The organism is Mycobacterium sp. DL592, assembly GCF_011694515.1.
Lineage (GTDB): Bacteria > Actinomycetota > Actinomycetes > Mycobacteriales > Mycobacteriaceae > Mycobacterium.
In genome coordinates this window covers 1033290-1045897 of sequence record NZ_CP050192.1, presented here as the reverse complement: position 1 = coordinate 1045897, position 12608 = coordinate 1033290, and the positions used below count along the sequence as shown (strand labels likewise).

The following is a 12608-nucleotide window of genomic DNA, read 5'->3' as shown; positions in this document are numbered from 1 at the left end:
ATGACCGACTCTGTCGTTGGCAGCGCAGCCGGCGAGGGCGAATACCGCATCGAGCACGACACCATGGGCGAGGTCCGGGTTCCGGCCAAGGCCCTGTGGCGGGCCCAGACCCAGCGGGCCGTCGAGAACTTCCCGATCTCCTTCCGCGGGCTGGACCGCAACCAGATCCGTGCGATGGCCCTGCTGAAGGGCGCCTGCGCACAGGTCAACAAGGACCTCGGCCTGCTGTCGGCGGAAAAGGCCGACGCCATCATCTCCGCCGCCGGCGAGATCGCCGACGGTCTGCACGACGACCAGTTCCCCATCGACGTCTTCCAGACCGGCTCGGGCACCAGCTCCAACATGAACGCCAACGAGGTGATCGCCTCGATCGCCGCCCGCAACGGCGTGACGGTGCACCCCAACGACGACGTCAACATGTCGCAGAGCTCCAACGACACCTTCCCCACCTCCACCCACATCGCGGCTACCGAAGCTGCTGTGCGCCAGCTGATTCCGGCCCTCGAGGTGCTGCACGAGTCGCTGGCCAACAAAGCCCGCCAGTGGCGCACTGTCGTGAAGAGCGGACGCACCCACCTGATGGACGCCGTCCCGGTCACCCTCGGTCAGGAGTTCGGCGGCTACGCCCGCCAGGTCGAGGCCGGCATAGAACGCGTCAAGGCGACCCTGCCCCGGCTGGGTGAGCTGGCCATCGGCGGCACCGCCGTCGGCACCGGCCTCAACGCCCCCGACGGCTTCGGCGCCAAGGTCGTCGCCGTGCTGGTCGAACAGACCGGGCTGCCCGAATTGCGCACGGCGAAAGACTCTTTCGAGGCTCAGGCCGCCCGCGACGGTCTGGTCGAGGCATCCGGAGCGCTGAAGACCATCGCCGCCTCGCTGACCAAGATCGCCAACGACATCCGGTGGATGGGCTCGGGCCCGCTGACCGGGCTGGGCGAGCTGGCGCTGCCCGACCTGCAGCCGGGCAGCTCGATCATGCCGGGCAAGGTCAACCCCGTCATCCCCGAGGCCGTCACCCAGGTGGCCGCCCAGGTCATCGGCAACGACGCCGCAATCACCGTCGGCGGTCTGTCCGGCGCGTTCGAACTGAACGTCTACATCCCGATGATGGCGCGCAACCTGCTCGAGTCGTTCACGCTGCTGGCCAACGTGTCGAAGTTGTTCGCCGCCAAGTGTATTGACGGCCTGATCGCCCACGAGGCGCACCTGCGCGAGCTGGCCGAGTCGTCCCCGTCGATCGTCACGCCACTGAACTCGGCGATCGGCTACGAGGAGGCCGCCAAGGTGGCCAAGCAGGCACTCAAGGAGAAGAAGACCATCCGGCAGACGGTCATCGACCGCGGCCTGATCGGCGACAAGCTCTCCGAGGCCGAACTCGACAAGCGCCTCGACGTGCTGGCGATGGCCAAGGTCAAGGACGGCGACTAGCCGCAAACCGTCGGATGCCGAGCGGGGCGGTCAGGCTGTGCACCAGCAGGCTGATCGTCACCGCCACAACGACGACCTGAACGATCACGGCGGACTCCTCGATCTGGCCGCGCTCCAGCACGATCAGACCGAGGACCACCGTGCCGATACCGCGTGGGCCGAACCAGCCGATGAACACCCGGCTGTAGGCCGGTAGGTCGCTGCCGATCAGCGCGAGCAACACCGCGACCAGGCGCACCGCGAACACGGCGAGCACCGCGAACAGCACCACCCGCCAGCTCGCGTACTGCCAGCCCTCGCGGACCGCGAACGCGCCGAACATGGCGAACACCAGCAGCTCCAACAGCTGACCGGCCGCGTCGGACACCTGCGTGGGCACCTGCTCGTCGTAGCGCCGCGCCACCATCGCCGACACCAGGCCGCCGGCGAACGCCGCGACGAACCCGCTGCCGTGCAGGCCCTCCCCCGCCTCGAAGCACAGCAGCGCCACCGCCACCGTGGCCAGCTGAGCCCAGGTGTCGCTCATCCAGCCGCGCTTCCACGACGTCGCGATCGCCCAGCCGCCAGCGAGCCCGATGGCCGCGCCGGCCACCAGCGACACCACTTCGGTGCGGAACGCGAACCACGCCCAGCGGCCCGGGTGGGCGTCGTTGGTCGCCGAGGCCAGCGCCACGGCGGCCAGCAGCGCGGCCAGCGCGAACCCGTCGTAGAACCCGCTCTCCACCGACAGCGCGTGACGGACCCGCTCGGGAATCCGTTCGTCGTCGAGCAATGCGTCGATCAGGGCCACCTCGGTGGGTGCCACGATCGCGGCCAGGCACACCGCCTCCCACCACGGCAGCACCGGCAGCAACAACACCGCCGTGAGCGCCCCGAGGCCCAGCGTCAGCGGGATCCCGATGACCAGCAGCCGGAAGGTGACGTGGCCGCGCCGAACGACGCTGAGCAGATCGAGGCGGGCGGCCTGGTTGAACAGGATCACCGTCAGCGCCAACTGGGCCAGCACGGTGAAACTGCCCGTCTCCGGGTCGGCGTCGATGAGGTGCAGCCCCGACGGGCCGAGCAGCATGCCCAGGGCGACGAAGATCAGCGCCGGCGCGACATACCAGCGGCTGACCAGGGCCGACACCACCGCATAGCCGAGGACAAGCAGAGTCAGGACGAGCGCGGTGTGGGTGTGCACGGTCGGCTAGGCGCCGTTGTTCGCCCCGCCGGAGTTGGCCCCGGGGATGTCGGTGATCGGGATGTTCGGCATCGGCTTGGGTGACGGCGTCGCCGGCAGCGTCGGGATGTCGGCGGGCGGGATGTCCTGCAGGACGTTGGCCGGCGGGCCGTTGTCGCGGGATCCGTAGACGCTGCCCGGGGCGCGCGGGCCCAGCAGCTGGCTGACCGTCACCAGGTGGTAGCCGTTGGCCTTGAGCACCGGGATGAACTGGTACACCAGGTCGACGGTCGAGGAGTACGTGTCGTGGAACAACACCACCGAACCCGGCTTGATCTGGGTCATCAGCATGTAGCGGGTGGCCGCGGTGTTGGAGTCGTTCATCCAGTCGAACGGGATGACGTCCCACAGGATCGCGGCCAGCCCGTACTGGGCGGCGATCTTGTTGACGGCGTCGTCGGTCAGCCCGCCGGCCGGGCGCCACAGCGTCGGGGTCTGCCCGGTGGCCGCCTTGATGGCGTCGTTGGCCTTGCTGAACTGGGCGGGCACGTCCTCGATCGGGATGGTCGTCATGTTCGGGTGCTCCCAGGTGTGCGAGCCGATCTCCATCCCCGCGTCGGCCACCCGCTTGGCCCCGGCCGGGTTGGCAGCCACCTTGTTGCCGATCATGAAGAACGTCGCCTTGGCGCCGGCGTCGCCCAGGATGCCCAGCAGCCGGTCGGTGTAGGGCGTCGGCCCGTCGTCGAAGGTCAGCGCCACGCACTTGACCACCGCGCAGTCCACCGCGTCGGCCTTGGCGACCTTGACGTGCCCGGTGAAGCCGCCGATGACGACGACGGCCACACCGGCGCACACGCCGATCACGGTCCGCAGATACGACCAGGATGGGCTGTCAGGACGGCGTCGCACCCGGAAAGTTTACCGGGCAGGGCTGGACGATCCCTGTCACGCGCTCAGGGCAGGGCGCCGGGGGTGATCTCCTCGAGCATCTCGGTGACAAGTGCGGCGATCGGCGAGCGTTCGCTGCGCATCAGCGTGATGTGGGCGAACAGCGGATGCCCCTTGAGCTTTTCGATCACCGCGGCCACCCCGTCGTGGCGGCCGACGCGCAGGTTGTCGCGCTGGGCCACGTCGTGGGTGAGCACCACCCGCGAGCCTGCCCCCAGCCGCGACAGCACGGTCAGCAGCACGTTGCGTTCCAGCGACTGTGCCTCGTCGACGATGACGAACGAGTCGTGCAGCGAGCGGCCGCGGATGTGGGTCAGCGGCAGCACCTCGAGCATGCCGCGGGAGAGCACCTCTTCGAGGACCGCCGGGCTGGCCAGACCCTCCAGGGTGTCGAACACGGCCTGGGCCCACGGACCCATCTTGTCGCTCTCGCTGCCCGGCAGATAGCCGAGCTCCTGTCCGCCAACGGCGTACAGCGGGCGGAACACCACGACCTTGCGCTGGGTGCGCCGTTCGAGCACCGCTTCCAACCCTGCGCACAGCGCCAAGGCCGACTTACCAGTGCCCGCTTTACCGCCGAGGGAGACGATGCCCACCGACTCGTCGAGCAGCAGATCGAGGGCGACGCGTTGTTCGGCTGACCTTCCCCGGAGGCCGAACACTTCGCGATCGCCGCGGACCAACTGGACCTTCTTGTCGGCGTTGACCCGGCCCAGTGCGTGCGAGCTGCCACCAAGCAGCCGAACACCGGTGTGGCAGGGCAGGTTCCGCGCATCGACGAGGTCGATCTCGCCCTCGGCGAAGAGCGAGTCGATATCCTCGGGCGCGACGTCGAGTTCGCTCATCCCGGTCCAGCCGGAGGTGATGACATCCTGCGCGTGGTACTCGTCGGCAGGCAGGCCGACGGCGCCGGCCTTCACCCGAAGCGGAATGTCCTTGGACACCAAGGTGACTCGCTTGCCCTCGGCGGCGAGGTTGGCCGCGCAGGTGAGGATCCGGGCGTCGTTGGTGTCGGTGCGGAAGCCCAGCGGCAGCACCGTCGGGTCGCTGTGGTTGAGCTCGACCTGCAGCGTACCGCCCTGTGTCCCAACGGGAATCGGCTGATCGAGTCGACCGTGCTCGAGCCGGAGGTCGTCGAACAATCGAAGCGCCTGTCGGGCGAACCAGCCCAACTCGTGGTGATGACGCTTGGCTTCCAATTCACTGATGACCACGAGAGGTACCACCACCTCGTGTTCGGCGAACCGGTTGCACGCCCACGGATCGGACAGCAAGACGGAGGTGTCGAGCACATATGTCCGACGTTCAGGCGACGGCGATTGGGTCACTGGGCGCTCCTTTGAGCAAACAGCCGTTTCGCGCGGCTCCACACGAAACTTCCGGTGGACGCTGCGGCACCAGGACCGGAGCCGGTCCCTTCATCGTCGAAACGATAGGTACCGCCCGGACAGCAGAGCATGTCGCTAGCCATCACCAGCGACGCTACTCCGGTGTGAGCCGACGCGCCGATCAGACGCGCCGCGTCATATGGCTGTTACGCCAGGACGAATTTGCGCACTACCGGCTCGTCGCTCAGACCCCAGTGCTTGATGGTGTCGGAGACGACGGTGCGCGCCGCATCAAGGTCGAAAATGCCGGCCTTGGCGACATTGGCGACCTTGTCCTGATACTCGATGATGTCGCCGCCGACAACGCCGAAGGCGCCGGCGCGACGGGCGATCGAGCTGAGGGTCGAGTCGCGGCTGACCTCTTCGAGGCAGTAGTTCACCAGGTTGCGGAAGAACTCGGCGTGGCGTTCCTCGTCGGTGGCGATCCGGCCGATCAGGCTCTGCAGCACCGGCTCGGTGATCTTGGCTTCCAGGTTGCGCAGGTACACCGCGTAAGCGCCCTCGAGGAAGGCCATGAACACCAGTGTCTCGATCTGGGTCAGCTTGTCGCCGCGGTAGCCGCGCATGACGTGGGCGACGCGGACCTGCTCGTCGGCGGCCGGGTCGAAGTTACGGGTGACCACCAGGTACTCGCGCAGCGCGATGGCGTGCAGGTTCTCCTCGGCGGTCCACCGGCCCAGCCAGCGGCCCCACTTGTCCTCGAGGATGAAGTGTTCGACCAGCTCGCGGTGGTATCCGGCGAGGTTGTCCTTGGTGATCAGCATGATCTCGCAGGCGTCGACGATGTCCTTGGGCAAGGTGGCCTGGGACGGATCCCAGTCCTTTCCGCCCAGGAAGGCGAAGTTCTCGCCCTGGTCGAACGGGACGTAGTCGTGGGCGTACCACTCCTCTGCCGTCTCCAGGAAGCGGGCCAGATTGTCGGCGACAACCGGCTCAAGTTCGAGGGTCAACGAGTTCGCGACAGGTTTCTGTGCCATGCGGTTACTGTAACTCACCGACACGGCTGTTAAAAATTCGCGCCGCCCGCGTTTCGCGGGTTTTTACAGGGTCAGGCCGGGATACAGCGGGTTGGCGTCCAGGAGCTCCGCGGACGCGGCGTGCACCCGGTCGGCCGTGCCGTCGGCCAGCACATACTTCGCCTTCGACGGTCCGGCGCTGGCCGGGGCCGGCTGCGTGTTGGACAGCACCTCGACCACCAGCTCGGCCACCCGGTCGAACTCGGCCGGGCCGAAGCCGCGCGTCGTCAGCGCCGGAGTACCGAACCGGATCCCGGAGGTGTACCAGGCCCCGTTGGGGTCGGCCGGGATGGAGTTGCGGTTGGTGACGATGCCGGAGTCGAGCAGCGCCGACTCGGCCTGCCGGCCGGTGAGCCCGAAGCTCTGCACGTCGAGCAGCACGATGTGGTTGTCGGTGCCGCCGGTGACCAGCCGGGCGCCGCGCTTGAGCAACCCGTCGGCGAACGCCTGGGCGTTGTCGGCGACACGCTGGGCGTAGGCCTGGAACGACGGCTGGCGCGCCTCGGCGAACGCGACGGCCTTGGCCGCCATCACATGCGACAGCGGGCCGCCGAGGACCATCGGGCAGCCCTTGTCGACGGCGTCGGAGTACTCGGCGGTGGCCAGCACCATGCCGCCGCGCGGGCCGCGCAGCGACTTGTGCGTGGTGGTGGTGACGACGTGGGCGTGCGGCACCGGGTCCTCGTCGCCGGTGAACACCTTGCCCGCCACCAGACCGGCGAAGTGCGCCATGTCGACCATCAAGGTGGCGCCGACCTCGTCGGCGATCTCGCGCATCTTGGCGAAGTTGACCCGCCGCGGGTAGGCCGAGTAGCCGGCGACCAGGATCAGCGGCTTGAACTCGCGGGCGGTGGCGGCGACGGCGTCATAGTCGATCAGCCCGGTCTCCGCGTTGGTGCCGTAGCTGCGCTGGTGGAACATCTTGCCGGAGATGTTCGGCCGGAAGCCGTGGGTGAGGTGCCCACCGGCGTCGAGCGACATGCCCAACAGGCGCTGGCTGCCGAGCTTGGCACGCAGCCGCTCCCACTCCGCCTCGGACAGGTCGTTGACGTTCTTGACGCCGAGATCGGCGAGCGCGGGCGCTTCGATCCGGGTGGCCAGAATGGCCCAGAACGCCACCAGGTTGGCGTCGATCCCGGAGTGCGGCTGGACGTAGGCGTACGGGGCGCCGAACAGTTCGCGGGCATGCTCGGCGGCGATGGCCTCGATCTCGTCGACGTTCTGGCAGCCGGCGTAGAACCGGTGCCCGATCGTGCCCTCGGCGTACTTGTCGGACAGCCAGGTGCTCATGGTCAGCAGCACCGCCGGGGATGCGTAGTTCTCGCTGGCGATCAGCTTGAGGGACGCGCGCTGGTCGGCGAGTTCCTTACGGGTGGCCGCAGCGATCCGCGGTTCGACGGACTCGATGACCTCAAGTGCGCTGCGGTAGGCCTCGCTGGCGGTGGCGGCGTAGTCGGTGGCGCCGGACAGAATCGCGTCGGTGGACATGCCACGAGCGTAGTCGGCGCGTCGGTGACCGGAGTGGCCTACCCGATCACCACCGGAGCCGAGAACTGCGAGGTGTTGTGGGGTGCGACGGTGGGCGTGGCCAGGACGGTGATCAAGTCACCGGCCGACAGTGCCGCGGCATCGACGTCGACGCTGAAATCCGACGGGCTCGACGGCACCGTCGTGAGCAGCCGCCTGCCCTGGACATTGCCTGCATCCCCCGCCGGACTGCTGTACACCTGCAGCTGGAACGGCCCGGTGCCGGCGACCGATCCGGTCACCCGCACCGTCGAAACACCCTGCAGTGTCGCCGATTGCACCACCGGTGCCGCCTGCCCGCCGTTGCCGCCGTTGGTCAGCGCGATACCGAGACCGGCATTGGCGTAGATCAGGTTTCTCGTGATCGCGTTTCCGGTCGAGGTCTGGCCGTTCACCGCGACCCCGTTACCGGCATTCGCGGTGATGGTGTTGTCCTCGATGGTCAGGTTCGTGACACCGCCGGGAATCTTGAAGTTCGGGTAGTAGCCCGCCTCGAAGGTGCCGTCGGCACTGGTGAACGCGTCCGACTGGTCCGGGTTCACCGCCCGGTCAGAGACTGTGTACAGCCCCTCGTAACCGCCTGCGGCGTCGTACAGGTAGTTCATCCCGGCCACCACCCGGCGACCGGTGTTCAGGAACTGCTGGCTCACCGGCGGCATGTTCTGCGAGTAAACCCCGGCCAGCGGGCTGAAGAACGACACCGAGGTCGCCGTCATCTGATTAGCGGTGTTGCTGGGATCGACCGTGTAGCCGACCTTTCCGCCGGAGTTGAGCAGATCAACCGTCAGCGCACCGGTGAACACCGACGACGCGGTGTACCCGGGCAGGGTGAGGATGCCGCTGGGGATGCCGAGGTCGATCACGATCGGCCCCAGATCGGAGCCCTGCGACTGCGACGGATAGGTCACGCGGCCGGTGGCCGGCTGCCAGTCCGGCGCGGTCTGGCTGCCCTGGGCGAGCCCGGACGGCGCGAGGTCGGTGTAGGCGTACGGGGTGCCGGTGGTGACCGTGCTGTCCAGGCCGAGCGTGACGCCGGTGGCGGTGATGACGTAGCCGGGGCGCATCGTGCCCTGGCTCATCTCGGTCAGGTTCAGGAACGCGTTGTAGGCCTGATTGCGCACATTGGTGGTGGGTCCGGTGCCCAGTCCGGTGCGGTCGAACCCGACACCGAAGTTCGACACCGAGGCCAACACTCCCGGGTTGTCGTCGTAGGTGGCCCACCACCCGCCGGGGATCGTCACGGTGCCGGTGCCACCCGTCGCGGCGGTGATCGCCACCTGCTGAGTACTGATGCCGTTGGTGATCGTGACGGTGCCCGCATCGGTCTTGGTGCCGAAGGTGGTGCTGGGGCTGGTGCTGCCCGGTGCGGGCGTCATCGAGGCGCCCACCGCGGTGACGACGAGGACCGGAACGTCGGCCTTGGCGACCTTCGGGACGGCCGTCGGCTCCGACCAGGTGGCGTCCGGGAACGTGACGTCGGTGTCGACCCAGGTGCCGAAGAACAACCGGTTGGAGCTGTTGAGGTAGATGTAACCCGGTGTGCCACCGGAGGTATCGAGGTGCGAAACCTGGCCCTGGTCGAAGTACAGGCCGCGTGAACCGGTATCCAGGTTGACGGCGAGCGAGGGGCCGCCGTGGACCGACACCGTCACCTGCGGATCAGCGGTCCCCGACTGGCCGTAGAAGCCGGGGTCATTCGCGTACGGCAGGACGTAGTGACCGAGGGCGTAGGGGTTCTGGTCGGCCGGGTCGGCGATGTTGCTGTCGACGTAGCCGTTGAGGGGATTGCCGAAATCGTTGAGCGCCTGGCCGATTCCGGCGCCGAGGACAATCCCGTCGCCGCCGTTGCCGGTGATGACGTTGCCCTTGACGGTCGTCCCGGAGAAGTCCCCGCCGGTGAACTCGATGCCGTTGCCCTGGTTGTAGCGCAGCGTGTTACCGCGGATCGTCACGCCCTCGACGCTGCCGGGTGCGGCGATCGCGTCACGGCGGTTGTACTGAATCGTGTTGTCCTGGATGAAAGTTCCGGTGTAGACACCGGAGGCCAGCACGATGCCCTGGGCGTTCGGGCCACCGGAGGTGTAGCCCCACGGGTTGGTCTGACCATTAGCGCCGATGGTGTTGTTGCGGATCATCAGGTCGTTCGTGGCCTGCATGGTTTCGATGCCGAAGCCCGAGTTCCCGATGATCGTGTTGCCGCTGATCGTGGTGTCCGAGTAGTTCTGGCCGACGAACTGAATGCCGTCATAGACGTTTCCGGAGATGGTGAAGCCCGTGAGCACCGAGTTCGGCGAGTCGCCGTCGAAGACCACACCGGAGTTGGTGAAGCCGCTGATGGATCCGCCGCGTGCGAAAGTGGCGCTCACGCCGCCGCCGATGAACAGCCCGACCCCCTGGGAGTTGGGCAGGCTGCCGTTGAGGACCACCGGGCCGTTGGCGGTGGCGGTTGCGGAGTTCTTGACCACCAAGCCGCCCAACGGGTTACGCGCCCCGATGCGTCCGTTGAACGTGACGGCGCTCCCGGTCGCCGAGACCGACAGCACGTGACCTGCGCCGGCCGCCGAATCCACGTCGCCGCCGAAGGTGATCGCGGCGTTGGTGGTCTGCACCGAGGTGGGGCCGGCGACCGTCGTCGCCCCGCCCACGGTGAAGGCCCCGCTGCCGGCGACGTAGGCGCCGTTAAGGGTGACGTCGTCGCCGTAGGACTGTGCGCCCGTCGTCGCGACGGCCGCGGTGACCGTCGATCCGCCGCGGTCGGTGCTCAGTGCCGCCGGCGCCCCGACACTGCCGACGGCCCGCACGAAGGTGGTGGTGCCGTGTGAATTGACCACCAGCGACTGGCCACCCGCGGTCGCGGCGTCCACCGTGCCGGAGAACGTCACATCACCGCGCGCCGTGACAGTCGTGTCGCCGGTCAACTGCGTCACACCGGCCACCGAGAACGCGCCGCCCGCGGTGTAGGTGCCGTCGAGTTGGGCGTTCTGGCCGTAGGTCTGGGCACCCCTGGTGGTCACCGAGTGCAGGCTGACGGTCGACTGACCGCCGTTGGGCCGCAACCAGATCACCTGGTCGGCGACGTCGTACATCACGTCGAAGTCGTTGAACATGTTCAGGCCGGTGTTGACGTTGGGAACGTCGATGGCCGCGCCGGTCTCGTTGACGTAGCCGACGAGATTCACCGAGGGGATGGTGCCCGCGGTGGTCGACCACACCAGCGGGGCCCGCCCCTTGGTGGTGGGGAATAGGGCGACGAGGGTGGCACCGGTGGTGAGGTTGCCGTTGCCGTCCTCCCCCGGCTTGGGCAGGTTCGGTAGCCGCAGCCCGGTCGAGCCGGCGCCGCTGTCGATCAGGGTGGGCAGCGGCCCCGGCCCCACCGGGACCGGGAGCGGGTTGTCCACGAGGTACTGGGGGCTGAAGCCGAACTGCTGGAGCAGCGGATAGTTGGAGATCGGGTACTTACCGGCCGACACCGGGTAAGCCGGGTCGGGGTTGAGGACTTCGGAAATCGGCACGGCATAGGTGAATTGAGCCCGTAACGCATCGGTGATCCCGACGGTCAACGACGGTGTGGTCCCGATCGGGCCCAGCTGCGCCAGGTAGCCGCTGGAGAGGTTGCCGGGCAGCTGGAACAGCGGGCTGGTGATGAACGACCCTGGCGCATAGAGCACTTGGCCGTTGATCTGCTGTACACCGAACGCCGCACCGAAGTCACCGGCGAACGGGCCGCCGAAGGGCGCGCTCACCGGAATCGGGGCGCCGCTGCCGTTCGTCGCGCTCACGACGGCCGAGATGTCCACCGGCACAACCGTCGACACGGTGTGCGCCCCCGAGCCGATGGTGATCTTCGCCGGGGTGACCAGACCGTTGAGGGTCTGGCCGCTGGTGTAGGTGATGTCGGCCTGCTCGGAGCCGGGTTGGACGCCGTTGAAGTAGGCCGGGTCGAACCCGGCGAAGAACCCGTTGCCGCCGGTGTCGAACAAATACTGGCGCGACGGGTTGTCGCCGATCGCGACGTCGATGCCGTACTTCACCGTGACACCGCCCGCACCCTCGACGGGCACGAAGCTCAGCGGGATGGTTTTCGAGTCGGCCGACTGTTCGATCTGCAGGGGTGCGATCCCCCGCGTGGTGAGGGTGCCCAGTGGTGTGTTGGCGCCGACGGCACCGACGAATCTCGTTGTCCCCAAAGCTGTTACGGTCAGCGACTGGCCACCGAACCAGCCCCCACCGTCGACCGTCGAGGCGAACTGCGCGTTGGCGGTTCCGGCGTCGATCTCGGTGTCGCGGGCCAGGATCACCGGTGCGTTCACCGACACACCGAGCAGTCCGCGCAGCCCGTCGGCCAGCCTCACCGAGCCGGGCACCGACGTGACGTCGACCGCACCGGTGAACGCCGACGACGACTCGAATCGCAGCGAGTCGATGCCGGTGGTGGTGAAGTCGGCGGCCGCGGTTCCCCCGGTGAACACGAATCCGGCGCAGCCGGCGTTGCCCGCGCCGGTGGCGCTCACGTGACTGACCGTGGACGCGCTGAACTGCGCGGCGCTACCGAAGCCCGGATCGCCGGACACCTCGATGGTGTCGCCGGTGGTGCGGAAGTAGGCGACGCTTCCGGTGTTCACGTCGACGGTCAGCGAGTTGCCGGTCTGGGTGGCGCTCACCCCGGTGGGCACGAAGCCGAACATGTTGCGCCGGACCAGCAGCAGCCCGCCTTCGATCAGGTCGGTGATCGGGTTGGCAGGCAACGACGACATCCCGTCGAAGGCGTCGTTGAACGCGTGGTTGACCGCAGTGACGACACCCTGCTGGATCGTCGGTGCGGTGAAACCCCAGCAGGCCGCGCAGGACGCGCCCCCCGACGGGCGGCGGGTGACGGTCTTCGCCGCGCCGGTCGGGGCCGTCGGGCGCCGGGACGTACCGGTCGCCGAGGAATGGGTGGCGTTCGGCGTCTGCCCGGTCACCCGCTTGGGGTGGTCGCGGGCACCGCCGGCATGCGACGGGGAACCGGTGCTACCGCTGTCGGCGACAGCGACGCCGGCCGGCGGGCCGAGCAGGGACAGGCCGAGCACGAACGCCGCTGCACCGATATGAGTCGCCCCCCGCGAAACCGACATGTCGGAAAGATATAACCGCGAGGCG

Annotated in this window: 7 protein-coding genes; 1 reads left to right on the top strand and 6 read right to left on the bottom strand. The window is 68.2% G+C overall.

Going from position 1 to position 12608, the window contains the following annotated elements; all coding sequences use genetic code 11:
- Positions 1-1428, top strand: a complete 1428-nt coding sequence (locus tag HBE64_RS05100) for a class II fumarate hydratase (RefSeq protein WP_167098545.1) — start codon at positions 1-3, stop codon at positions 1426-1428.
- Here HBE64_RS05100 and HBE64_RS05095 read toward each other — a convergent pair.
- The 6 genes from HBE64_RS05095 to HBE64_RS05070 form a co-directional block, all read right to left on the bottom strand.
- On the bottom strand, positions 1412-2611 hold the full coding sequence (locus HBE64_RS05095; protein WP_167098542.1) for a cation:proton antiporter: 1200 nt from the start codon (positions 2609-2611) through the stop codon (positions 1412-1414). The two genes, HBE64_RS05100 and HBE64_RS05095, sit on opposite strands and share 17 nt — an antisense overlap.
- A gap of 6 nt (positions 2612-2617) precedes the next feature.
- Positions 2618-3499 carry a polysaccharide deacetylase family protein gene (locus tag HBE64_RS05090; protein WP_167098538.1) on the bottom strand — a complete coding sequence of 294 codons (882 nt, stop codon included), beginning with the start codon at positions 3497-3499 and terminating at the stop codon, positions 2618-2620.
- Between the two features lie 44 nt (positions 3500-3543).
- Entirely contained in the window at positions 3544-4866 is a 1323-nt protein-coding gene (locus HBE64_RS05085) for a PhoH family protein (RefSeq protein ID WP_167098535.1), read from the bottom strand.
- A gap of 206 nt (positions 4867-5072) precedes the next feature.
- Complete coding sequence (locus HBE64_RS05080; RefSeq protein ID WP_167098532.1) at positions 5073-5903, bottom strand: acyl-ACP desaturase; 831 nt, start codon at positions 5901-5903, stop codon at positions 5073-5075.
- A gap of 63 nt (positions 5904-5966) precedes the next feature.
- A complete protein-coding gene (locus HBE64_RS05075; protein ID WP_167098529.1) occupies positions 5967-7430 on the bottom strand; it encodes a glycine hydroxymethyltransferase in 1464 nt (487 codons plus the stop codon).
- Between the two features lie 38 nt (positions 7431-7468).
- Positions 7469-12583, bottom strand: a complete 5115-nt coding sequence (locus tag HBE64_RS05070; RefSeq protein WP_167098526.1) for an S-layer family protein — start codon at positions 12581-12583, stop codon at positions 7469-7471.
- Between the last annotated feature and the right edge of the window lie 25 nt (positions 12584-12608).

What these genes read in the sequence shown, in the direction of transcription:
- HBE64_RS05100 (WP_167098545.1), top strand. Translation starts at nt 1, where the DNA reads ATGACCGACTCTGTCGTTGGCAGCGCAGCCGGCGAGGGCGAATACCGC.
- HBE64_RS05080 (WP_167098532.1), bottom strand. Translation starts at nt 5,903, where the DNA reads ATGGCACAGAAACCTGTCGCGAACTCGTTGACCCTCGAACTTGAGCCG.
- HBE64_RS05075 (WP_167098529.1), bottom strand. Translation starts at nt 7,430, where the DNA reads ATGTCCACCGACGCGATTCTGTCCGGCGCCACCGACTACGCCGCCACC.
- HBE64_RS05070 (WP_167098526.1), bottom strand. Translation starts at nt 12,583, where the DNA reads ATGTCGGTTTCGCGGGGGGCGACTCATATCGGTGCAGCGGCGTTCGTG.